Source organism: Azospirillum sp. A23 (assembly GCF_042938965.1).
Classification (GTDB): domain Bacteria; phylum Pseudomonadota; class Alphaproteobacteria; order Azospirillales; family Azospirillaceae; genus Azospirillum; species Azospirillum melinis.
This window is the reverse complement of the sequence record NZ_CP170667.1, coordinates 2,479,829-2,502,188: the sequence shown is the minus strand read 5'-3', so window position 1 is coordinate 2,502,188 and position 22,360 is coordinate 2,479,829. Positions and strand designations below refer to the sequence as shown.

Below are 22,360 nucleotides of genomic sequence, written 5' to 3'. Positions count from 1 at the left end.
CTGCAAGTCTTAGCGGAACCATCTTCGGCCGTCATCCCCGCGAAGGCGGGGATCCAGGAAACCTAGCAATCAAGTGCTTGAGTGATCTGGATTCCCGCCTTCGCGGGAATGACGGCCGAGAGAGGTCGTGGAAACTCACAAACTCTGAGGCCGCACGCTACCCTCAGACCACCGGACCCGGATTGCCCTTGTTGGCTTCCAGGGCGCGGGCGAGGCCTTCCTCGATCTTCTTGGCGGCCTCTTCGGCGTTGCCCCAGCCGCGGACCTTCACCCACTTGTTCTTCTCGAGATCCTTGTAGTGCTCGAAGAAGTGGGCGATCTGCTCGGTCACGATGGCCGGCAGGTCGGTGTAGTTCTTCACGTCGGTGTAGAACGGGTGCAGCTTGTCGACCGGAACGGCCAGCAGCTTCTCGTCCTCGCCGGCCTCGTCCTCCATGTACAGCACGCCGATGGGGCGCGAGCGCAGGACCGCGCCCGGGACGACGCCGTGCTGGCCGACGACGCAGACGTCCACCGGGTCGCCGTCACCCGACAGGGTGTGCGGGATGAAGCCGTAGTTGCAGGGATAGAACATCGCGGTGTGCAGGAAGCGGTCGACGAACACGGCGCCCGAGTCCTTGTCGACCTCGTACTTCACCGGCTGGCCGCCGATCGGAATCTCGATGACGACGTTCACGTCCCAGGGCACATTCTTGCCCGCGGCGAGCTTGCTCAGATCCATGTATCGCGTTCCTTCGACTGGCGTATTCAGGGCACATTCTTGTTTTGGCGCCGATGCCCGGTCCGGCGCCACGCGGGGCGGGAGTTTAGGCGGAACGCATCCTGAGTCCAAGGAACTTGCGCGGGCTCTTGCGCAGGTGCGGCAAAGCGGCAACCCTGCCGGTCATGCCCAGTCCGATCCTCCTTCCGATCGTCCTTCTTTTCACCCTTCTGGCCGTGCTGGCGCCCCATCCGGCTTCGGCGGAATCGCCGCATCACGGCATCGCCATGCATGGCGATCTGGCCCTGCCGGCGGACTTCACCGCCCTCCCCTACGTCAACCCGGCGGCACCCAAGGGCGGGACCATCCGGCAGGCGGTGACCGGCAGCTTCGACAGCCTGCACCCGCACATCGTCAAGGGCGTGCCGGCGCTGGGCATGGGCTACGTCTTCGAGACGCTGCTGACGCGCTCGTGGGACGAGCCCTTCTCGCTCTATGGCCTGCTGGCCGACCGGGTCGAGGTGGCGGACGACCGCTCTGCCGTCACCTTCCACATCGACCCGAAGGCGCGCTGGCATGACGGCACGCCGCTGACCGCCGCCGACGTGCTGTTCTCGCTGGAGGCGCAGCGGCAGCACGGCACCCCCAACCGCCGCCTGTTCTACGCCAAGGTCACGGCGGCCGAGGCGCCCGACCCGCAGACCGTCCGCTTCGCCTTCGCCCCCAACCCCGACGGCAGCATCGACCGCGAGATGCCGCTGCTGATGGGGCTGATGCCGATCCATTCGAAGGCCTTCTGGGCCGGGCGCGATTTCAGCCGGACGACGCTGGAGCCGATCCTGGGCAGCGGCCCCTACCGCGTCGCCTCCGTCGATCCCGGCCGCCGCATCGTCTATGAGCGGGTGCGCGACTATTGGGGCCGCGACCTGCCGGTCCGTGTCGGGCAGTTCAATGCCGACCGGCTGGAGTTCGACTATTACCGCGACGATTCGGTGGCGTTGGAGGCCTTCAAGGCGGGGCAGGGAGACGTTCGTTACGAGAGCGATCCGGCCAAATGGGCCACCGGCTACGACGGTCCCGCCTTGCGGGACGGCCGCATCGTCAAGGAGGAGTTGCCCAACCACCGCCCCGAACCGGCGCGCGGCCTGATCTTCAACACCCGCCGCCCGCTGTTCGCCGATGTCCGGGTCCGCCGGGCGCTGGGGATGGCGCCGGATTTCGACTGGATCGGCCGCAGCCTGTTCCACGGTCTGCTGACCCGCACCGCCAGCTATTATCCCAACTCCGAGCTTGCCGCCCAGGGACTGCCGCAGGGCGAGGAGTTGCAGGCGCTGACGCCCTTCCGCGACCGCCTGCCGCCCGATCTCTTCACCAAGCCCTTCACCCTGCCGGACATCGGCAACGGTAGCAGCAACGCCGGCAGCAATGGTGGCAGCAACGGGCCGGCCGGCCTGCGCGCCAACCGGCGCGAGGCGCTGCGGCTGCTGGAGCAGGCCAGCTGGCGGGTGCGCGACGGCCGGCTGACCGACGATGCTGGAAACCGTTTCGCCTTCGAAATCCTGCTGTCCGATCCGTCGGAGGAGCGGGTGGCGCTGGAGTTCGCCCGCTCGCTGGAGCCACTGGGGATCGCGGCCCGCGTCCGCACGGTGGACAGCGCCCAGTTCCAGGCCCGGCTGGAGCGTTTCGATTTCGATATGACCATGCGCTGGTGGGCCTCCACCCTCTCGCCGGGCAACGAGCAGCTCTATTATTACGGATCCGATGCGGCCGGACAGGAGGGTAGCCGCAACCTTGCCGGCATCCGCGACCCGGTGGTCGATGCGCTGGCCCGCTCCATCGCCGCCGCCACCACAAGGGCCGCCCTGGTCGGCCGGGTGCGGGCGCTCGACCGCGTCCTGCTGTGGGGGCATTACATGGTCCCGCTCTATCACAGCCCGGTCGACCGCATCGCCCGCTGGGCGACTCTGAACCGTCCCGCCGTCACCCCGCTCTACGGTCCGATGCTGGAAAGCTGGTGGGTGGAATAGGCACAGGGCTTCCCTTGCGCTCTCCCTCGCCGCACCGCATCATCGCGGCAAAGAGACCGTCGGTAACGACGAGACGGGGGAGTTTGCCAACCATGCCGACCGCCAAGCAGCGCTTCACCCTTGCCGCCGCCACCGCCGCGCTGGCGCTGGCCGCCGCATCGCAGGCGGCGCTGGCCCAGCCGCGCACCGACCTCGTGGTCGGCATGGCGCTGGAGCCGCCGCATCTGGACCCCAGCGCCGGTGCGGCCGGGGCGATCAAGGAAGTCACCTACGCCAACCTGTTCGAGCCGCTGCTGCGCGTCGATGCCGACGGCAGGCTGGTGCCCGGACTGGCGGAGCGCTGGAGCGTGTCGGAAGACGGGCTGACCTACCGTTTCACCCTGCGCCCCAACGCGAAGTTCCACGACGGCACGACCGCCGATTCCGCCGACGTGAAGTTCACGCTCGACCGTGCCCGCGCCGCCGAGTCGGTGAACGCGCAGAAGGCCTATTTCGCTCCCATCGCCCAGGTGGAGACGCCGGACCCGCAGACGGCGGTCGTCACCCTGTCGCGCCCCGACGGCCTGTTCCTGTTCCACATGGCGAGCGGCGACGCCGCCATCGTCGCCCCGGAATCGGCGGCGACCAACAAGCAGAAGCCCGTCGGCACGGGTCCCTTCAAGTTCGACCGCTGGGTCGCCGGCGACCGCGTCGTGCTGGTGCGCAACCCCGACTATGACGGGGCGAAGCCGAAGATCGACCGCGTCACCTTCCGCTTCATCAGCGATCCGGCCGCCCAGGTGGCGGCGCTGAAGGCCGGCGACATCGACGCCTTCACCCTGTTCAGCACCTACGAGGCGCTGCCGGAATTCCGCAACGACCCGAACTTCACGGTCATGGTCGGCTCGACGGAAGGCGAGACGCTGCTGTCGACCAACAACGCCCGCAAGCCCTTCGACGATGTCCGCGTCCGCCGCGCCATGGCCCATGCCATCGACCGCCAGACGCTGATCGAGGGCGTGCTCTACGGCAACGGCGTCGCCATCGGCAGCCATTTCCCGCCGCACCGCGAGGGCTATGTCGACCTGACCGGGATGTATCCCTACGACCCAGCCAGGGCGAAGGCTCTGCTGGCTGAAGCGGGATATCCCAACGGCTTCGACACCACGCTGCGCCTGCCGCCGCCGCCCTATGCGCGCCGCGGCGGCGAACTGGTCGCCGCCATGCTGGCCGAGGTCGGCATCCGCGCGAAGATCGAGCCGGTGGAGTGGGCGGCCTGGCTGGAAAAGACGTTCAAGGGCAAGGACTACGATCTGACCATGATCGCCCACACCGAGCCGCTGGACATCGACATCTACGCCCGACCCGACTACTACTTCAATTACAGGAGCGAGCGCTTCAACGCCCTCAACGACGAGCTGAACCGCACCCAGGACCCGGCGAAGCGCAACACCCTCTACGGCGAGGAGCAGAAGCTGTTGGCGGAGGATGCGGTCAACGGCTTCCTCTTCATGCTGCCGTCGGTGACGGTGCAGAAGGCCGGCCTGACCGGCATGTGGGTGAACCGCCCGGTCCAGGCCAACGACGTCACCGGCGTTTCCTGGAAATAAAGCCAAGCAAGTAAGGCCAAGTAAGGATAGACCCGCGTGCTTGCGTTCCTGCTGCGACGGCTGGTCAGCCTGACCGTCACCGTCTGGCTGGCCACCATCGTGGTCTTCACGGTGCTGCAACTGGTTCCCGGCGACCCGGCGCTGCTGATGCTGGGCATCGATGCCCAGCCCGACACGCTGGCGGCACTGCGCAGCCAGATGGGCCTCGACCGGCCCATCCTTACCCGCTACCTGCACTGGGCCGGCGGGCTGGCGCGCGGCGACCTCGGCGTCAGCCTGACCTATGCCCGCCCGGTGGCCGATCTGGTGGCGGAGCGGCTGGCGGTGACCCTGCCGCTGTCCCTGCTGTCCCTCGTCCTCAGCACAATGCTGGCCCTGCCGCTCGGGCTGCTGGCGGCGGCGCGGCGGGGCAGGGGGGGCGACTGGGCGGTGCTGGGCTTCGCGCAGCTCGGCGTGTCGATGCCCAGCTTCTGGATCGCCATCCTGCTGATCCTGCTGTTCTCGCTGACCCTCCACTGGTTTCCGGCCGGCGGCTTCCCCGGCTGGAGCGCCGGCATCGGCCCGGCGTTGCAGGCGCTGCTGCTGCCGGCATTGGCGCTGGCGGTGCCGGAGGCCGCCATCCTCGCCCGTGTCACCCGCACCGCCGTGCTCGACACGCTGGGCGAGGACCATATCCGCACCGCCCGCGCCAAGGGGGTGGGCCGCATGGCCGTCCTGCTGCGCCATGCCCTGCCCAACGCCCTGATCCCGGTGGCGACGGTGTTGGGATTGCAGATCTCCTTCCTGGTGGCCGGCGCGGTGGTGGTGGAGAATGTCTTCACCCTGCCGGGGCTGGGCCGGCTGCTCTATCAGGCCATCGGCCAGCGCGACCTGATCGTGGTGCAGGGGGTGGTCGTGCTGCTGGCGCTGTTCGTCGTGCTGGTGAGCGCCCTGGTCGACATCGCCTGCGCGCTGGCCGATCCACGGCCCCCGGCCGCAGGGCAAGGAGGGGTGCCGTGAAGCGCCGCCTTCCGCTCTCCCTCCATCTCGGCGCCGGGCTGACCCTGCTGCTGGTCGCCATGGCGCTCTTGTCGCTGCTGTGGACGCCCTACCCGGCGGAGCAGGTGCGGGTGATCGCCCGGCTGAAGCCGCCCACCGCCGCCCACTGGCTCGGCACCGACCATTTCGGGCGCGACGTGCTGTCGATGATCATGGTCGGCGCCCGCAACTCGCTGGCCGTCGGCGCGGCGGCGGTCGGGCTGGGGCTGCTGGGCGGGGTGCCGCTGGGGCTGCTGGCCGCCGGACTGGGACGCTGGGGGGACGAGGCGGTGGCGCGGCTGGGCGATCTGGTCTTCGCCTTTCCCGCCGTGCTGACGGCGATCCTGCTGACCGCCGCCCTGGGCGCCGGGGCGATCAACGTCGTCGTGGCGCTGGCCCTGTTCAATGCCGCGGTGCTGGCCCGCGTCACCCGCGGCGCCGCGCTGGCGGTGTGGCGGCGGCCCTTCGTCGGGGCGGCGCTGGCGCTGGGGCGGGGGCCGCTGTCGGTGACGCTGGTGCATGTGCTGCCGAACATCGCCGGCATCGTCGTGGTCCAGGCCACAGTCCTGTTCGCCGTCGCCATCGTCAACGAGGCGGCGCTGAGCTATCTCGGCCTCGGCATCCAGCCGCCCAGCCCCAGCTGGGGCAAGATGCTGGGCGACGCCCAGACCCACCTGTTCACCGCCCCGTTGCAGGCGGTCTTTCCGGGTGTGGCGATTGCGCTGAGCGTCATGGGGCTGACGATGCTGGGGGATGGCTTGCGCGACTGGCTCGACCCACGGCACCGGTCGTCTGGGATACTATGAGCCGGGGTGATGTGAAAGGCAGGGCTCACCCCGCCTGCCGCGTCCGCTCCGACAGTTCGATCAGGTCCATCAGCTCGTTGCTCTTCCAATAGCGCGACTTGCCCACCTCGGTGCGCGCCGTGGCGACGAGGTCGTCGATGATCGCCTGCTCGTCGCCGCCAAGCACGCCGCCGCGCTCCAGACGGTGCGACAGCAGGCGGGTCATGTTGTGGCTGAAGGTGGGAATCCAGGCGCTGACCCGCTGGCCGAACACGCCGGCGATGGCGTTGATGCGCAGGAGATGCTCCATCCGCTCGTCGAGCGGATCGGCGTCCTCGAACTTCATCGCCTTCTCGACGTTGGCGCGCAGCTCCTCTAGCAGGGTTTCGCGCCACTTCACCAGATCGTAGGTCTCGAAGCCGAAATCGCGCGACATCGCCTGCCAGCGCCACAGCAGCCGGTCCAGCCAGACGATGTCGGCATGGTCGATCACCGGCTGGCGCCGGGCGGCGGCGGCCTGGGCGGAGCGTTCCATCGCCACCGCGGCGACGCGGCTGCCGATGATCTTCGCCGCCTGGGTCCAGGCATTGCGGAAGGCCGGCTCGCTGCGCCGGTCCTCCATCAGCCCGGCCGAGGTCGCCGCGTGGACCAGCTGGTCCAGCCGCTGCACCAGCGCCTCCAGCCGCGCCTTCTCCTTGGCGCTGGGCCGGATGGCGGAGCCGGGAACGCGCTCGTTCAGCTTCAGGACGACGCTCAGCGCCGCGGTCAGCGCGCGGGTGACGCCGATGAAATGGCCGGTCAGCGCCGCGGTCATGGCGTCGCCGCGGCCGGGATCGACGCCGCTCTGCCGGATATAGAGCGCCGCCACCGGGTAGTTGCGATTCACCGACAGCACCGACAGCGGCAGCATGGCCGCCAGATCGTCGCCGCAGCGGTCGCGCAGCGATTCGGTGGCGTCCAGCAGCAGGTCGGCCAGCCGGTTCGCCTCCATCTCGCTGCTGCAACTGGCGGGGAAATCCTCCAGCCGGTCGGCGACCGGCTTCACCGGCCCCTCGGCGTTGGTCAGGACCAGATGCATCAGCCGCAGCGTGGCGAGGTCGATGTGCGGCGTCTTTTCCAGAAAGCCCGACATCAGGCGGGTGCGGCGCGGCCGGTTGCGCGACATGCCGGCCAGCAGCTCGTCCGCCGCCTTCTTGTTCGCCAGCACGGCGTCGAGATGCTTCACCGACGCGACGCGCATCCGCTCCTTCATCACCATGGCGACGGGGGAGCGCAGGATGCGGTCGATCACGTCGCCGCGCGCCATCTCGTCCAGCGTTTCCTGCGCCTCGACCGCCAGCAGGGGGAAGGCGTCGCGGCTCAGCGCCTCCCACAGGGCGCCGACATCGACCCGTTGCAGCATGCCGGGGATCGAGACGCCGGAATGGTACAGCACGTCGTCGTCGATCAGGAAGGCTTCGAACAGGTTGGTGAACAGGCGGCGGGCGCGGTTGGTGCGCTGGCGGTTCAGATACTCGATGACATACTGGCGGACGAGCTGGACCCGGTCGGTCGGCTCGCTGTCCATGCCTTCGATCTCGCTCAGCAGGCTGTAGACGAGGCTGGCCGGCAGCCGCGTCACCAGGGCGTCGATCTTCTGGCGCAGGTCTTCCTGGTGCAGCTCATCCGGGCGGAGGTCGCCGGTCAATTCGTCGCTCATGCGCGGGCCGCCACGCGATGTTGAAGGCGTCGGCGGGCGCAGGTGCTCCGCCGCGCGTCATTTAGGACGCAAACTGTAAATTTTTATGTAATGAACCGGGCGGGCCCTCCCCGGCCGGATGGGGCCGGACGGGAAGGACGAGCTTCGGTCGGGCGCCGGTCAGCCGTTCCGCTGCTTGGCGATCGGCTGCGAGAATTGCAGCTCGATGTCCCAGGGGAAGTGGATCCAGGTATCCTGGCTGACTTCGGTGATGAAGGTGTCGACCAGCGGCCGGCCGGCCGGCTTGGCGTAGACGGTGGCGAAATGCGCCTTCGGCAGCATCTTGCGCACGATCTCCGCCGTCTTGCCGGTGTCCACCAGGTCGTCGATGATCAGCCAGCCCTCGCCGTCGCCGGCATTGGCGCCTTCGACGCCCTTCAGGATCGTCGCGTTGCGCTGCTGCTGATGGTCGTAGCTGGAGACGCAGACGGTGTCGATCATGCGGATCTCAAGCTCGCGCGCGATGATCGCCGCGGGAACCATGCCGCCGCGCGTGATCGCGATGATGCCCTTCCACGGGCCGCGGTCGATCAGGCGCCAGGCCAGCGCCTTGGCATTGCGGTGGAGCTCTTCCCAGGACACCGGGAAATGCTTGTTGAAGGGGGCTTCGGCCACGGTACTGACTCTCCAAAAACAGCAAGTGGACTGTATAACCCAGCCGCCGCCGCCCGGCAATCCGGGGCGATTCGGCCGTCCGGGACCCACGGTCGCAGGGGCCGCCGCAGGGGGCTCCCGGCCGGGGCGAAAATTCGTGAAAAAAGCGCTTGCGGGGCAGGGGGCTTCTGAGTATGTTGCGCGCCTCGACGCCGACGGCCTGCCGCCGACGCCGGGATCGAAAGATACATAGCGCGCCCGTAGCTCAGCTGGATAGAGCATCAGACTACGAATCTGAGGGTCAGGAGTTCGAATCTCTTCGGGCGCGCCATCTTTCCAAAATCCGATACTGACGACTGGGCGGCCTCTGGCCGCCTTTAGTGTTTTCAGGCCCAGGCCCTGGCCAAGTCTTTGCCGGTCAAGTCTTCGCGTAGGCTGCGGTCCTGCGGAAAAGGGCGGGACCACTGGCCCCGCCCGGTCCTCGACCGGCGACGTCCGCCGTTACGCCCGCCGGATTTCCGCCAGGAAGCCGCCGACGTCGTCCTTCAGTGCTTCCGCCTGCCGGTTCATCAGCTCCGCCGCCTCCAGCACGTCGGCGGCGACGGTGCGCGACTGCTCCACCGTCCGGGCGAGGTCGGAGATGCTGGCGGAGATGCGGCCGGCGGCGGTCGACACCTCCTGCACGTTGCGGGCGATCTCGTTGGTCGCCGCCCCCTGTTCCTCCACCGCGGCGACGATGCCGGTGGTGACGCCGTTCATCTGCCGGATCACCGTCGACACCGACCGCACGCCGTCGACGGCGTCCTGGGTCATGGCCTGGATGCGGGCGATCCGGTCGGTGATGTCCTGGGTGGCGCGCCCCGTCTGCGTGGCGAGACCCTTGACCTCGCTGGCGACGACGGCGAAGCCCTTGCCCGCTTCGCCCGCCCGTGCCGCCTCGATGGTGGCGTTCAGCGCCAGAAGGTTCGTCTGGCCGGCGATGTCGCCGATCAGGGTGACGATGGCGCCGATGGCCTCGCTGGCGGCGGCCAGCTCGACGATGATCCTGTCGGTCCGCTCCGTCCGCTCGATGGCGTCCTGCGAGATGGTGGCGGATTCCGCCATGCGCCGGCTGATCTCGCCGATGGAGGCCGACAGCTCCTGCGCCGCGGCGGCCACGGTCTCGACGCCGGCGGAGGCCTCGTGGGCCGCGGCGGCGACGGCGCCGCTGTCGCCGGCCGACTGTTCCGAGATCCGCGTCACCGCTGCCGAAGTGCCCATCAGATGGGCCGCGGCGCTCTCGACCGACTCCAGGCTGGTGCCGACCCGGCCGCTGAAATCGCCGCACAGCCGGTCGACCGCCGTGGTGCGCGCCGCCGCCGCCGCCTGGGCGGCGACCTGCGCCTGCACCATGTCGGCATGCTGGCGCCCGTTGTCGCGCAGCACCAGCAGCGCCTGCTGCATCCGGCCGATCTCGTCGCCGCGCCCGTCGTTCGGCAGCTCGACCTCGTAATCGCGCTGGGCCAGCCGGTCGATGGCTACGGTCAGGATGTGGATCGGCCGGGTCACCCGGCGCCACACCAGCAGCAGCCCGGCGGCCGACAGCCCGATGGCCAGCGCCAGGATGACGGACTGGGTGAACAGTTCGCGCTCGGCCCCGCTCGCCTTCAAGTCGGCGTGGGCCACCATCTCCTCCAGCGCGGCGTTGACCAGCGCGTTGAGCGGCGCCTGGTCGGCGGCCTCGCGCTTCACCCAGGCCTCCGCGGTGATGTCCGGCTTGCCGCCGGTGGACAGGGCGTCGAGGACGGTCTTGCGCCGGGCGCCGCCGGTCTCGAAGAACTTGCTCTGGGCGGCCTCGACGGCCTCGACGATGCGCTTGGGCGTGTCGGGACGCTTCGCCGCATCGGTGATGATCCTCCAGGCCGTATCGATCCGGCCGCGCTCCTCCGCCGCCGTCAGGATTTCCGCCTGGGTCCAGGGCCGGCCCTCGCCGATGGCGGTGCTGGCCGACAGGATTTCGGTGGAGGTGCGCAGGCGGACGACCCAGGCGGCGCGCTTCAGGGACAGAAGCTGGTCGGTGGTCGGATCGACCAGGGCCATGCCGGCATCGACGGCGTCGGTCGCCGCCTGCACCGAGGCCAGGTAGGCATCGGCGACCTTCGGCCAGGACTCTGCGGTGGCGCGGTCGCGCGTCGCCTTCGGCGTGCGCAGCGCGGTGTCCACCTGCCCGCGCAGCTGGTTCAGGGCATCGTGGCTCGACCGGATCGCCATCGCGTACTTGCCGAAACCGGCAGGGTCGAGCCGGTCGAGCGCCGCCATGCCGGGGGCGAAGGCGGCCTCGGCCTTCCCCCGCAGCTCTGCCACCGCTTTCACCGTTGCGTCATCGGCCACTGTGTCGGCCCGCAGCGGGACCAGCGTCGTGGCGCGCTCCAGCCGCACCGAGCGCAGGGCCTCGTAAAGCTGCTGGCTGGTCGCGGCGAGCGTGGCGACGCGGCCGGCATCGCGGGCGTTGCGCGCCGTATCGACGAGGTCCGAGACGCTCGTGAAGACCGCGAGCAGTCCGATGGTACCGATCACCACGCTGAGAACCGCTCTGAGCGAAGTCTTTCGAAGCTGAATCATGGACGGGTCACACTTCATCCGTATATGCGGCGATACCGCTTCGTTGCTGGTGAGCGTCCCGCTCCCTACAAGGTGACCGTTCTTCTTCAAGCCGGACCATCGATTCCAATGAACAGCCATGGTTGCCGTTCATTGTTTTCTGTCCGACGGGGCGGTTCTTCAACTGTTTGGCGCAAATTCACAAGCGTACGCTCGTCAATACCGCATCATAGGCCGGGAAATCTCTTATGAAACCTTAATCTTGCGACGATATGTCACACAAAAAACCGCTTTCATTGCCAGATCCGCAAGTCGCCGGTGCCCATCCGGGCGGCATGGGAAGCGGATGTATCGTGAACGGATCGTCGGCCGGGCAGGGCGCGATTTTTCGATAAAAAAGCGCTTGCGGGGCAGGGGGCTTCTGAGTATGTTGCGCGCCTCGACGCCGACGGCCTGCCGCCGACGCCGGGACTGAAGGATACACAGCGCGCCCGTAGCTCAGCTGGATAGAGCATCAGACTACGAATCTGAGGGTCAGGAGTTCGAATCTCTTCGGGCGCGCCATTCTTCAAAAGCACAGTGATCGACATGCAAGGCCGCCTCCGGGCGGCCTTTGTCGTTTGGGGTTCCGCTTCTGAGCCTCGTCGCGCTGGCGCAAGCCCCGGTGGCTCCTCTACACTCGGGGCCCGCACCACTGGATGCATGGCCATGCCCCGCAGCGACTTCTATCCGCCCATCGACCCGTTCCAGACCGGCACGATTGCCGTCGACGGGATCCACACGGTCTATTGGGAGCAGGCGGGCAACCCGCGCGGCGTGCCGGTGATGTTCCTGCATGGCGGTCCGGGGGCCGGCGCCTCGCCCACCCACCGCCGCTTCTTCGATCCCGCCCATTACCGCATCGTCGTGATGGACCAGCGTGGTGCCGGCCGCTCCACGCCCTTGGGCGAAACGCGCGAGAATACCACCGAACGGCTGGTCGAGGACATCGAGACCCTGCGCCGCCATCTCGGCATCGAGCGCTGGCACCTGTTCGGCGGCTCCTGGGGTTCGACGCTGGCGCTCTCCTATGCCCAGACCCACCCGGACCGCTGCCTGGGGCTGATCCTGCGCGGCATCTTCCTGATGCGGAAGAGCGAGATCGACTGGTTCCTCTATTCCATGCGCATCCTCTTCCCCGAGGCCTGGGCCGCCTTCGCCGGCCATATCCCGGAAAACGAGCGCGGCGACCTGCTGGAGGCCTTCTGGAAGCGGCTCGATTCGTCCGACCCGACGGTGCGCATGGCCGCCGCGCGGGTGTGGAGCATCTATGAGGGAAGCTGTTCCTCGCTTCTGCCGTCGCCCGACCTGATCGCGGCCAGCGGCGAGGACCGCCACGCCCTCGGACTGGCGCGGATCGAGGCGCATTACTTCCGCTCCAACCGCTTCACGCCGGAGGACAAGCTCCTGCGCGACGTCGACCGCATCCGCCATCTGCCGGCGGTGATCGTGCAGGGCCGCTACGACATCGTCTGCCCGGTGATCTCCGCCGACGCTCTGCACCGCGCCTGGCCGGAAGCCGACTACCGCATCGTTCCCGACGCCGGCCATTCCGCCATGGAACCCGGCATCCGCGCCGCGCTGATCCAGGCGACCGAGCGGTTCAAAGAGTACCGTTGAGATCCACCCTCTCCCGTCCCGGGAGAGGGCTTTAACTTCTGCCCCTCCCACCCCACACTCTGCCGATGCCTGAACTTCCCGAAGTCGAGACGGTGTGCCGGGGCCTCGCCCCGCATCTCGAAGGCCGGCGGCTGGTCCGTGTGGAACAGCGGCGGCCGAACCTGCGCACCCCCTTTCCGCCGCGCTTCTGCGAAAGGCTGACCGGGCGTGTGGTCACGTCGGTGCGGCGGCGCGCCAAATACATCCTGATGCATCTGGATGACGGCGGCGTGCTGATCGCCCATCTCGGCATGTCCGGCCGCATGATCATCGCGCCGGAACGGCCCGACGCCTTCGACAAGCACGATCATGTGGTGTTCGAGACCGATGCCGGCACCATCGTCACCTTCAACGACGCCCGCCGCTTCGGGCTGATGGACCTGACGGTGGCCGACGCGCTGGGCGACCACCCGATGCTGCGCAATCTGGGGCCGGAGCCGCTCGGCAACGAATTCTCCGGCCCCGACCTCGCCCGCCGTCTGGCCGGCAAGATCACCCCGATCAAGGCCGCCCTGCTCGACCAGAGCATCGTCGCGGGTTTGGGCAACATCTATGTGTCGGAGGCGCTCTACCGATCCGGCATCCTGCCGACCCGCACCGCCGCCAGCCTGACCGCCGGGGAGGTCGACCGCCTCGCCGCCGCGGTGCGCGAGGTGCTGGAGCGCGCCATCGCCGCCGGCGGCTCCTCGCTCCGCGACTACCGGCAGGCGTCGGGGGAGCTGGGCTATTTCCAGCACCAGTTCGCCGTCTACGACCGGGAGGGGGAGGGCTGCCCCGACTGCGACTGCGATCCTGCCCGGACGGGGGGCGTTCAGCGGATTGTACAGTCGGGCCGCTCGACTTTCTTTTGTGCGGCGCGCCAACGGTGATATAGCTGGGAGCATGACGGCTCTACCGGCCATGCTCCGGGCGGCGTCCGCCGCTTTCCTCCTTGCCGGCCCCGCAGTTGCGGGCCTGGGGAGCTTCCTCATTCCCATTCCTTCGGTACTGGCAGCCCAGCTTGCCGCAGCCGAGTCCGGGCCTTTCGTCCCCGGCACCACCGACGTTCCGGTGATGCCCGGGCTGGCGTCCGCCGAATCGGAGCCGCTGGTCTTCGACAAGCCGGGCGGACGGATCGTCCAGGCCGTGCTGTCGGGCGACGTGCCGCGACAGGCGGTGCTGGCCTTCTACGACCAGACCCTGCCGCAGCTGGGCTGGCGCCGGACCGCCGACCGCGTCTTCGTCCGCGAGGGCGAGGAATTGCGGCTGGAGTTCCCGCAGGCTGCCCAACAGGCCGCCCAAAAGGCGAAATCCGCCGCCGGGACCGCCGTCCGCTTCACTTTGACGCCGCGCTGACCGCGGGAACACCCGCCATACTCGCGGCAGCCCTAGCCATCGAACACCCTCAACAACCACGAGTCCCGGAAGCAACCGGGCTCGCCCCATCGGGAGAGTGCTGCAGCCATGTCCTATGAAACCATCCTCGTCGAGACGCGCGGCCCGGTCGGCCTGATCACGCTGAACCGTCCGAAGGCGCTGAACGCGCTGTGCGACCAGCTGGTGACCGAGCTGGGCCAGGCGCTGGACGCCTTCGAGGCCGATCAAGCCATCGGCGCCATCGTCGTCACCGGGTCGGAGCGGGCGTTCGCCGCCGGCGCCGATATCAAGGAGATGGCCGGCTTCTCCTATATGGATGTCTACAATTCCAACTTCATCACCGCGAAGTGGGAGCGGCTGGCCAAGTGCCGCAAGCCGACCATCGCCGCGGTCGCCGGCTTCGCGCTGGGCGGCGGCTGCGAGCTGGCGATGATGGCCGACTTCATCCTGGCCGCCGACACCGCCAAGTTCGGCCAGCCGGAGGTCACCATCGGCACCATCCCCGGCGCCGGCGGCACCCAGCGCCTGACCCGTTTCGTCGGCAAGTCCAAGGCGATGGAGATGGTCCTGACCGGCCGCATGATCGATGCCGCCGAGGCCGAGCGCTGCGGCCTCGTCTCCCGCATCGTCCCGGCCGCCGAGCTGGTCGAGGAGGCGGTGAAGGTCGCCACCAAGATCGCCTCGCTGTCGCAGCCGGTCATCGCCATGGCGAAGGAGGCGGTCAACGTCGCCTATGAGTCGACGCTCGCCGAGGGCATCCGCTTCGAACGCCGCCTGTTCCATTCGACCTTCGCCACCGAAGACCAGAAGGAAGGCATGGCCGCATTCGCCGAGAAGCGCCAGGCCGGCTGGAAGAATCGCTGAGTCGTCGCGCCAGCTTCGACTCTGCCGCTGGAACCGTCCCCTGCATCTTGCGGGGGACGGTCCAGATCCCATCAAGATGTCGTTCAAGTACGATTAGTCAAAATCATCGGGCGTCCACGCCTTGACTCGCGGTGCGCTGCCGCGTATAAGGCGCGCTCGCATCACGACAGCCGTGTCGTTCGGAGTAGGGTTTCCATGGCCAATCATAAGTCCGCTGAAAAGCGCATTCGTCAGACCGAGCGTCGCACGGAAGTCAACCGTGCCCGCGTCAGCCGCATCCGTTCCTTCGTGAAGAAGGTCGAGGGCGCGATCGAGAGCGGCGACAAGTCCGCCGCCGCCGAGGCGTTCAAGTCCGCTCAGCCGGAGCTGATGCGCGGCGTGTCGAAGGGCGTGCTGCACAAGAACACTGTGTCGCGCAAGCTGTCGCGTCTGTCGGCTGCGATCAAGGCTCTCTGATAGAGCTTTCATACGCTGCTTTCAAAAAGCCGCGCCCGTGACTCGGGGCGCGGCTTTTTGCGTTTAAAGTAAATCTGTCGATGCTCGACAATTGTCTTAGATTGTTCTGAGGGTCGTGTATGAGATTCGGGATCGGTCATGCGGTCAATGCGAACGTTTTTATCTTTTTGGCCCGTTCGCCATCTGTCCCATTGCCAGATTTCCGCAGCATGGTTAGACTTTTGGTCCATTCGGTCGGGCGAAATAGGGTGATGCAACACTCTGTGTCCGTCTGAACACAGCAGCGAAATACTGAAGGTCTTACGCCGGATCAGGGCTTGTTGAGTCCCGGTCGTTCGCACGATCTTCTTTTACTTACAAGCTGTCGCGCCTGGGGCGGGATTTTCAATCCCGTCGACTCCGGCGTGTGCTTTTTGGATATAGTGTTCCGTTCGGTTTTTCCTTGCCCGGAGTCTTTCGGGCTGGACCAGACGGCGGCCATCCGGTTTTGGCCGGCCGGCGGAAGGAGCGGGGGTAAGGGAGCATGTCGGTCGGCGTGTCGTTGGATCAGCAGTGGGCGCGCATTCGCGGACGCCTGAAGGAAGAGGTGGGCGAGATCGCCTACCGGAGCTGGCTTCAGCCGCTGTCCGTCGCCAGCCTGATCGGCGGCGAGGTGTGCATCGTCGTGCCCACGCGATTCATGCGCGACTGGGTGCTGACCCACTATGCCGACCGCATCCGCGCCCTCTGGTCCGGCGAGAATCCGGAGGTGCAGTCGATCGACGTCATCGTCGCCTCCACGAATCCGCCGGCGGCGCTCGTCGCCGACAATGACGACATCGACGACGACCGCCCCGCTCCGCCCAGAGGCATCGAATCGCGCGGTTTCGATTCGCGCGCTGCCGATTCCCGTCCCGCTCTCCGCCCGGCCCCGCCGCCAGGGGCGCCATCCTGGTCGTCGATGCGCCCGTCCGAATCCGGATTCTCCGGCGAGCAGGCCCCGTCCACCGTCTACACCTCGGCCTCCTATGGCGGGGCGTCGGACGAATCGCCGACCGCGGTGCCTGCGATTCTGGAGGACCGGTCCGACCTGTCGGCAGCGCTCGACCCGCGATTCACCTTCGAGAATTTCGTCGTCGGCAAGCCGAACGAGCTGGCCCACGCCGCCGCAAGGCGCGTCGCCGACGCCACCACCGTGACCTTCAACCCGCTGTTCCTCTATGGCGGGGTGGGGCTGGGCAAGACCCACCTGATGCACGCGCTGGCCTGGCAGATCCGCAAGAACGACCCGAACCGCAAGGTGCTGTACCTGTCGGCCGAGAAGTTCATGTACCAGTTCATCCGGGCGCTGCGCTTCAAGGACACGATGGCCTTCAAGCAGCAGTTCCGCTCGGTCGACGTGCTGATGATCGACGACGTGCAGTTCATCAGCGGCAAGGACTCAACCCAGGAGGAGTTCTTCCACACCTTCAACGCGCTGGTCGACCAGAACCGGCAGGTCATCATCTCCGCCGACAAGAGCCCGTCCGACCTGGAAGGCATGGAGGAGCGCCTGCGCTCCCGCCTCGGCTGGGGGCTGGTCGCCGACATCCACCCGACCACCTACGAGCTGCGGCTGGGCATCCTCCAGGCCAAGGCCGACGCGCTCCAGGCCAGCATCCCGATGAAGGTGCTGGAGTTCCTCGCCCACAAGATCACGTCGAACGTGCGCGAGCTGGAAGGGGCGCTGAACCGCATCGTCGCCCATGCCGAGCTGGTCGGCCGCTCCATCTCGCTGGAGACGACGCAGGAGGTGCTGCACGACCTGCTGCGCGCCAACGACCGCCGCGTCACCATCGACGAGATCCAGAAGCGGGTGGCGGAGCATTACAACATCCGCGTCGCCGACATGCATTCCGCCCGCCGCGCCCGCGCGGTGGCCCGCCCGCGCCAGATCGCCATGTATCTGGCCAAGCAGCTGACCGCCCGCTCCCTTCCGGAGATCGGCCGCAAGTTCGGCGGCCGTGACCACACCACGGTCATGCATGCGGTCAAGAAGGTGGACGAGCTGCGCGCCACCGATCCGTCCTTCGCCGAAGATGTCGAGCTGCTGCGCCGCATGCTCGAAAGCTGAAGAGCGCTCGATCCACCGGTAACGGTGTGTTGCCACGCCACTATGCCATAGCACCGTGGAGTCTGTTAAGGTCCGCGCGCACGGACTCTTCGCCGAGGACATGGGTGTGCTGGTGGAAACGACTGTTCTTGTCGCCGACGATTCCAATTTCTTTCGCGAACTGATCCGGGAAGAGCTGGAAAGCACCGGTTATCGCGTTCTGCTCGCCAAGGATGGCGGGCAGGCGCTCGCCCTCTACCGCAGCCACGACATCCACATCCTCGTCACCGATCTGGAAATGCCGGTGATGACCGGGCTGGAGCTGTGCTGGCATGTCCGGGCGGCGGACGACCAGCACCGCACCTTCACCATCCTGATGACCGGCGACAGCGAGACCGCGCGGCGGGTCGAAGCCTTCGAGTCCGGCGCCGACGAGTTCCTGGCCAAGCCCATCGACCTGCCGATGCTGCGCGCCCGCGTGCGGGCCGGCGAGCGCATCACCCGCATGCACCGGGTGATGGTGGAGATGCTGAACACCGATTACCTGACCGGGGTGGCGAACCGCCGCTATTTCATGGAACGGCTGGAGCAGGCCTACCGTGCCGCGAAGGAGACCGGCTCCCCCATGGCGGTCGCGATGTTCGACATCGACCATTTCAAGGCGATCAACGACACCCACGGCCACGGCAACGGCGACCTCGCGTTGAAACGCTTTGCCGACCATTGCGCCGCCCATGTGCCCGACGGCGGCTTCCTCGGCCGGCTGGGCGGGGAGGAGTTCTGCCTGTGCCTGCCCTCCGGCGACCTGGAGGGGGCGCTGGCGCGGGTGGAGGCGATCCGCCGCTCCACCGCCGAGCTGACGGTGGAGACCGGCAGCGGCGCCAGCTTCGGCTTCACCGTCAGCATCGGCATGTGCCTGGACCGCGACACCGTCTCGGTCAGCGACCTGATGAACCAGGCCGACGAGGCGCTCTATTTCGCCAAGCGCAGCGGTCGCAACCGCACCGTCCTGCGCGGCGCCGAGGGCGTGACGGTGAAGGCGCGATTCTATGTGATGTGATCGGGCGATGTGACGGCTCTATGAAGTTTGGCGGAGCTTCATCTTCCCCCATGGACGGGCGGCTTTTATCTCAGGCACACTTTGCGTCTTGAGCGGGGCTGCGCCAACGCGCCGAAACGCCGCCCGTCCAAACGCCATCCAAGAGCCAGGGAGACCGGACGTCATGTCCAAGATCGTTCACACCACGCTCGATCACGCCCAGACCGAATCCCAGCGGTCCAGCGCCGAGACCCAGCGCGCCGCCAAGAGCTTCACCCGCCGCCTGCTGCTGCAAAGCGCTGCGGCCGCCGCCGGTGTCGCCTCGGTCGGTCCCTTCGTCCTGCGCGAGGGCCACGCGGCGTCGGGCAGCGTGAAGATCTTCTCCTGGGCCGGCTACATCAGCCCGGACATGCTCGCCGACTTCGAGAAGAAGACCGGCGTCAAGGCGACCCTGACCGAATACGGCACCAACGACGAGCTGCTGAACCAGCTGAAGGCGACCGGCGGCGCCGGCTTCGACATCATCCACCCCACCGTCGACCGCGTGCCGAACTATGTCGAGTTCGAGCTGGTGCAGCCGATCGACGAGGCCAAGGTGAAGTGGGACGGCTGCCTGAAATCGTCGGTCGAGGGTTCCGCCGGGATGGGCGGCGTCGTCGGCGGCAAACGCTATTTCGCCCCGGCCGACTGGGGCACCGAGGCGCTGGCCTATGACATGAAGAAGGCGCCGCTCGCCTACGGCACCGCCAGCTACGGCGATCTGTGGGCGCCGGCCAACGCCGGCAAGGTGACGGTGCGCGGCCATTCCTCGCTGATCGGCATCGCGCTGTGGCTGGAAAGCCAGGGCAAGCTGCCGCACCCCGTCCGCGACCAGTTCAAGGACGAGGCGAAGGCGCGGGCCAACTTCGACGCCATCCTGAAGGTGGCCGCCGCCAACAAGAAGTCGGTCGCCCAGTTCTGGACCAACGAGAACGAGGCCCAGGGCGCCTTCCGCACCAACGGCTGCGTCATCGGCCAGACCTGGGACAGCAGTGCGGTGGCGCTCCGCAAGGAAGGGCTGCCGGTCCGCTTCGTCGCTCCGAAGGAGGGCGCGCTCGCCTGGATGGAAGGCTTCGCCATCCCGAAGAAGGCGGAGAACCTGGAAAACGCCTATGCCTGGATCAACTGGTTCTACACGCCCGAGGCCGGCGCGCTGTACACCAACCATTCCGGCATCTCCAGCACCGCGGTCGGCGCCGAGGCCCATCTGACCGACCTGAACAAGCAGTTCTTCGCCGACGCCTATCCCGGCGACGCCCTGCAGAAGCTGTGGTGGTGGCCGATCCAGGAGGCGTGGTACGTCTCCATCCGCAACGAGTACCAGGATCGCTTCCTGGCGGCGTGATCCGCACACAGCAGGGGCCATGAGCCAAGACGTCCAACTCGACCACGTCACCATGCGGTTCGGCGACACCGTCGCCGTCCGCGACGTCTCGCTGACCATTGCGGCCGGGGAGTTCTTCAGCTTCCTCGGCCCCTCCGGCTGCGGCAAGACCACCATCCTGCGCATGATCTCCGGCTTCATGGAGCCGACCGACGGCACCGTCCGCATCGGCGGCCGGGACATGAAGGGGATCGGTCCGAACAAGCGGCCGACCGCGCTGATCTTCCAGAACCTCGCTTTGTTTCCGCTGATGACGGTGGCGGACAACATCGGCTTCGGGCTGGAGGTGCGCGGCGTGCCGTCGGCCGACCGCAAGCGCCGGGTGCGCGAACTGCTGGAGCTGGTGGCGCTGCCCGACACGGCGGACAAGCGGGTGACCGACCTGTCCGGCGGCCAGCGCCAGCGCATCGCCATCGCCCGCGCACTGGCGGTGGAGCCGGCGGTGCTGCTGCTCGACGAACCCTTGTCGGCGCTGGACCTGAAGCTGCGCCAGCACATGCGCGCCGAGCTGCGCGAGTTGCAGAAGCGCACCGGCGTCACCTTCATCTACATCACCCATGACCAGGGCGAGGCGCTCACCATGTCCGACCGCATCGGCGTGATGTCGCGCGGCGTGCTGGAGCAGGTGGGCGACGGCAAGACCATCTACGACCATCCGGAAACCGCCTTCGTCGCGTCCTTCGTCGGCGAGGCGAACCGCTTCGCCGGGCGGGTGACGCAGGCGGCCGACGGCTGGGCGGTGCTCGACAGCGCCTTCGGGCCCTTGCGCGGGCGCAATCCGCGCGGGCTGGCGGTGGGCGACCGCGCCACCCTCTATGTCCGGCCGGAACGTCTGGCGCCGGAGCGTCCGGGGGCGGGCGAGAGCGACAACAGCCTGACCGCCCGCGTCAGCCACAGCGACTTCGAAGGCGCCTTCGTCAACGCCTTTCTGGACGGCGGCCTGACCGTGCAGATGCCGCATCTGGGCCAGGAGCCGGCCTTCGTCCCCGGCGAGACCGCCCGGCTGGGCTTCCGCGCCGCCGACGCGGTGGTTCTGCCGACGGCCTGAGACTCCCTCTCCCGCCCCAGGAGAGGGAAGGGGCCCAAGCGAAGCTTGGGAAGGGTGAGGGGTGAGGCAAGGATCAGAAATCCATGTCCAGATCGCCCCTCACCCTCCCCACACCTGCGGCGCGGGTCCCCTCCCTCTCCCGAGGCGGGAGAGGGCACACCCCCCAAACGAAAACGCCCCGGCCGATTGGCCGGGGCGTTTCGCATTCCTGGACCCGAAAGCCTCAGTTGGCCTGCTGGATCGCCGACAGCTGCCACTGGCCGCCGCGCGGGCGGACGAAGGTCCACAGCTCGGTCGCCTCGGTCGGCTGCGAGGCGTTGCCCTCGATCACCCGGCCGCTGGCGCGGTCCACCGTGACGTCGGTCAGCGCGAAGCGCATGGCGACGGTGGCGTACTCCTGCGCCCCTTCGCGCCAGCCCTCGGCCAGATCGCCCTGGAGCAGGCGGACGTCGCTGACCTTGTTGACGACGCCGCGGCTGCGGTTCTCGGCCAGATCGTCGCTGAAGTAGGAGAACATCTCCGGCGTCGTCGCGGCGCGCAGGGCGTCGGCATCCTCACGCCCGTAGGCGGTCTGGACGGTGACGAGCAGCCGCTCGAACGACTCGAAGTCGGCCGGCTGGATGCCGATCTCGTCGGCGGCCTGACGGCGCTGGGCCGGGCCGGCGTTGCCGCCACCCATGCCGCGGTTGCCCATCGGGTTGTAGCCGACGTCGGCCGCGTCGCGGTTCATCTGCTCACCCTGCGGGCCGCCGGCATAGGCCGGCCGGTTCCCACCCAGCGGACCGCCGGACGCCGCGGTGTTCGCGGTCTGCGAGCGGTTGCGGAAGAAGCGCATGGCCAGACGGACCAGGAAGACGACCAGCAGGATTTGCAGCAGGAAGCCCAGGATGCCGGCGAAGCTGCCCAAGCCCTCGAAGAAGCCGCCGCCGAACAGCATCGCGCCGATGCCGGCGCCGATCAGGCCGCCCATCAGGCCCGACATGAAGCCGCCGCCGAAGAAGCCGCGCGAGGGAGCCGCCGCCGGGGCGGTGGCCGCGGCGCCGGGGCGCTGCATGCCGGGCGACGCCGCCGGAGCGGTTGAGCGCTCCATCGGCGACACGGAGTTGGGGGCGGTGCTGGTGGCGGCCGGCGCCTCGGTCGTGCGGCTGCCGCGGCTGCCGGACGAGCTGCTCTTGCCGGCGCGGGCGTCGGCGGTTCCGGCGGCCAGCGCCATCACCAGCGCTACCGCCACGGCGGTCGCAGCGCGGGCGCCGCGCTTGGTGTTGGAGGTGGCGGAAAGGCTCGAAGGTCGGGTCTTCTCGCTCATGATTATGCTCGCTTGTCGCATCTGGTCGGTTATCCAGCCTTCCCAGATGGGGGTGGTCCCGCCTCCGTT

General features: G+C 68.1%; 18 protein-coding genes and 2 tRNA genes. 15 read left to right on the top strand and 5 right to left on the bottom strand.

The features are described 5' to 3' along the window. Positions 1–163 precede the first annotated feature (163 nt). Positions 164–721: an inorganic diphosphatase gene (gene ppa, locus ABNQ40_RS29280; RefSeq protein WP_012975242.1), complete on the bottom strand. Its 558-nt coding sequence runs from the start codon at positions 719–721 to the stop codon at positions 164–166. A gap of 164 nt (positions 722–885) precedes the next feature. Here ppa and ABNQ40_RS29275 point away from each other — a divergent pair, with 164 nt between their 5' ends. From ABNQ40_RS29275 to ABNQ40_RS29260, 4 genes are all read left to right on the top strand, one after another. After that, entirely contained in the window at positions 886–2,727 is a 1,842-nt protein-coding gene (locus ABNQ40_RS29275) for an extracellular solute-binding protein (RefSeq protein WP_109490521.1), read from the top strand. Positions 2,728–2,819: 92 nt separating this feature from the next. After that, positions 2,820–4,316 carry an ABC transporter substrate-binding protein gene (locus ABNQ40_RS29270; RefSeq protein ID WP_109490522.1) on the top strand — a complete coding sequence of 499 codons (1,497 nt, stop codon included), beginning with the start codon at positions 2,820–2,822 and terminating at the stop codon, positions 4,314–4,316. A gap of 36 nt (positions 4,317–4,352) precedes the next feature. Beyond that, positions 4,353–5,315: an ABC transporter permease gene (locus ABNQ40_RS29265; protein WP_109490523.1), complete on the top strand. Its 963-nt coding sequence runs from the start codon at positions 4,353–4,355 to the stop codon at positions 5,313–5,315. After that, on the top strand, positions 5,312–6,139 hold the full coding sequence (locus ABNQ40_RS29260; protein ID WP_109490524.1) for an ABC transporter permease: 828 nt from the start codon (positions 5,312–5,314) through the stop codon (positions 6,137–6,139). The genes ABNQ40_RS29265 and ABNQ40_RS29260 overlap by 4 nt, the downstream gene beginning before the upstream one ends. 25 nt (positions 6,140–6,164) lie before the next feature. On the opposite strand, the gene ABNQ40_RS29255 is transcribed toward ABNQ40_RS29260, so the two are convergent. Together ABNQ40_RS29255 and gpt are read right to left on the bottom strand one after the other, a co-directional pair. Beyond that, positions 6,165–7,817 (bottom strand): hypothetical protein, encoded by a 1,653-nt coding sequence (locus ABNQ40_RS29255; RefSeq protein ID WP_109490525.1) that lies wholly within the window; start codon positions 7,815–7,817, stop codon positions 6,165–6,167. 159 nt (positions 7,818–7,976) lie between these two features. Further along, positions 7,977–8,471 (bottom strand): xanthine phosphoribosyltransferase, encoded by a 495-nt coding sequence (gene gpt / locus ABNQ40_RS29250; protein ID WP_042693907.1) that lies wholly within the window; start codon positions 8,469–8,471, stop codon positions 7,977–7,979. Between the two features lie 233 nt (positions 8,472–8,704). On the opposite strand from gpt, the gene ABNQ40_RS29245 reads away from it, so the two are divergent. Further along, a tRNA-Arg gene (locus ABNQ40_RS29245) sits at positions 8,705–8,781 on the top strand. A gap of 170 nt (positions 8,782–8,951) precedes the next feature. Here the strand turns inward: ABNQ40_RS29245 and ABNQ40_RS29240 are convergent. Continuing rightward, on the bottom strand, positions 8,952–11,051 hold the full coding sequence (locus tag ABNQ40_RS29240; RefSeq protein WP_146255540.1) for a methyl-accepting chemotaxis protein: 2,100 nt from the start codon (positions 11,049–11,051) through the stop codon (positions 8,952–8,954). A 466-nt stretch (positions 11,052–11,517) separates the two neighbouring features. Between ABNQ40_RS29240 and ABNQ40_RS29235 the strand changes: the two genes are divergently transcribed. The 10 genes from ABNQ40_RS29235 (at position 11,518) to ABNQ40_RS29190 (ending at position 20,985) form a co-directional block, all read left to right on the top strand. Next, positions 11,518–11,594: transfer RNA gene (locus ABNQ40_RS29235), tRNA-Arg, on the top strand. A 144-nt stretch (positions 11,595–11,738) separates the two neighbouring features. Continuing rightward, the gene (gene pip, locus ABNQ40_RS29230; RefSeq protein ID WP_109490540.1) at positions 11,739–12,689 is read left to right on the top strand and encodes a prolyl aminopeptidase; all 951 of its coding nucleotides are present in this window, start codon (positions 11,739–11,741) and stop codon (positions 12,687–12,689) included. Between the two features lie 65 nt (positions 12,690–12,754). Further along, complete coding sequence (gene mutM / locus ABNQ40_RS29225) at positions 12,755–13,597, top strand: bifunctional DNA-formamidopyrimidine glycosylase/DNA-(apurinic or apyrimidinic site) lyase (protein ID WP_109490541.1); 843 nt, start codon at positions 12,755–12,757, stop codon at positions 13,595–13,597. A gap of 13 nt (positions 13,598–13,610) precedes the next feature. Next, positions 13,611–14,063 (top strand): hypothetical protein, encoded by a 453-nt coding sequence (locus ABNQ40_RS29220; protein ID WP_109490542.1) that lies wholly within the window; start codon positions 13,611–13,613, stop codon positions 14,061–14,063. Positions 14,064–14,171: 108 nt separating this feature from the next. Continuing rightward, entirely contained in the window at positions 14,172–14,948 is a 777-nt protein-coding gene (locus ABNQ40_RS29215) for an enoyl-CoA hydratase (protein WP_109095875.1), read from the top strand. 195 nt (positions 14,949–15,143) lie between these two features. Further along, on the top strand, positions 15,144–15,404 hold the full coding sequence (rpsT, locus tag ABNQ40_RS29210) for a 30S ribosomal protein S20 (protein WP_098740746.1): 261 nt from the start codon (positions 15,144–15,146) through the stop codon (positions 15,402–15,404). 523 nt (positions 15,405–15,927) lie between these two features. Continuing rightward, positions 15,928–17,496 (top strand): chromosomal replication initiator protein DnaA, encoded by a 1,569-nt coding sequence (dnaA, locus tag ABNQ40_RS29205; protein WP_109490543.1) that lies wholly within the window; start codon positions 15,928–15,930, stop codon positions 17,494–17,496. A gap of 112 nt (positions 17,497–17,608) precedes the next feature. Next, a complete protein-coding gene (locus ABNQ40_RS29200; protein WP_158285641.1) occupies positions 17,609–18,535 on the top strand; it encodes a diguanylate cyclase domain-containing protein in 927 nt (308 codons plus the stop codon). 163 nt (positions 18,536–18,698) lie between these two features. After that, positions 18,699–19,898, top strand: coding sequence for an extracellular solute-binding protein (locus tag ABNQ40_RS29195; RefSeq protein WP_193548475.1), 1,200 nt, complete (start codon positions 18,699–18,701; stop codon positions 19,896–19,898). A gap of 19 nt (positions 19,899–19,917) precedes the next feature. After that, a complete protein-coding gene (locus tag ABNQ40_RS29190; protein ID WP_109490545.1) occupies positions 19,918–20,985 on the top strand; it encodes an ABC transporter ATP-binding protein in 1,068 nt (355 codons plus the stop codon). Between the two features lie 223 nt (positions 20,986–21,208). Here ABNQ40_RS29190 and ABNQ40_RS29185 read toward each other — a convergent pair whose 3' ends face one another. Then, positions 21,209–22,291, bottom strand: a complete 1,083-nt coding sequence (locus tag ABNQ40_RS29185) for a Tim44 domain-containing protein (protein WP_199235445.1) — start codon at positions 22,289–22,291, stop codon at positions 21,209–21,211. Positions 22,292–22,360: the final 69 nt, after the last annotated feature.

What these genes read in the sequence shown, in the direction of transcription:
- ABNQ40_RS29255 (WP_109490525.1), bottom strand. Translation starts at nt 7,817, where the DNA reads ATGAGCGACGAATTGACCGGCGACCTCCGCCCGGATGAGCTGCACCAG.
- ppa (WP_012975242.1), bottom strand. Translation starts at nt 721, where the DNA reads ATGGATCTGAGCAAGCTCGCCGCGGGCAAGAATGTGCCCTGGGACGTG.
- ABNQ40_RS29270 (WP_109490522.1), top strand. Translation starts at nt 2,820, where the DNA reads ATGCCGACCGCCAAGCAGCGCTTCACCCTTGCCGCCGCCACCGCCGCG.
- ABNQ40_RS29220 (WP_109490542.1), top strand. Translation starts at nt 13,611, where the DNA reads ATGACGGCTCTACCGGCCATGCTCCGGGCGGCGTCCGCCGCTTTCCTC.
- ABNQ40_RS29275 (WP_109490521.1), top strand. Translation starts at nt 886, where the DNA reads ATGCCCAGTCCGATCCTCCTTCCGATCGTCCTTCTTTTCACCCTTCTG.
- ABNQ40_RS29215 (WP_109095875.1), top strand. Translation starts at nt 14,172, where the DNA reads ATGTCCTATGAAACCATCCTCGTCGAGACGCGCGGCCCGGTCGGCCTG.
- ABNQ40_RS29190 (WP_109490545.1), top strand. Translation starts at nt 19,918, where the DNA reads ATGAGCCAAGACGTCCAACTCGACCACGTCACCATGCGGTTCGGCGAC.
- mutM (WP_109490541.1), top strand. Translation starts at nt 12,755, where the DNA reads ATGCCTGAACTTCCCGAAGTCGAGACGGTGTGCCGGGGCCTCGCCCCG.
- rpsT (WP_098740746.1), top strand. Translation starts at nt 15,144, where the DNA reads ATGGCCAATCATAAGTCCGCTGAAAAGCGCATTCGTCAGACCGAGCGT.
- dnaA (WP_109490543.1), top strand. Translation starts at nt 15,928, where the DNA reads ATGTCGGTCGGCGTGTCGTTGGATCAGCAGTGGGCGCGCATTCGCGGA.
- ABNQ40_RS29185 (WP_199235445.1), bottom strand. Translation starts at nt 22,291, where the DNA reads ATGAGCGAGAAGACCCGACCTTCGAGCCTTTCCGCCACCTCCAACACC.
- ABNQ40_RS29240 (WP_146255540.1), bottom strand. Translation starts at nt 11,051, where the DNA reads ATGATTCAGCTTCGAAAGACTTCGCTCAGAGCGGTTCTCAGCGTGGTG.
- ABNQ40_RS29195 (WP_193548475.1), top strand. Translation starts at nt 18,699, where the DNA reads ATGTCCAAGATCGTTCACACCACGCTCGATCACGCCCAGACCGAATCC.
- pip (WP_109490540.1), top strand. Translation starts at nt 11,739, where the DNA reads ATGCCCCGCAGCGACTTCTATCCGCCCATCGACCCGTTCCAGACCGGC.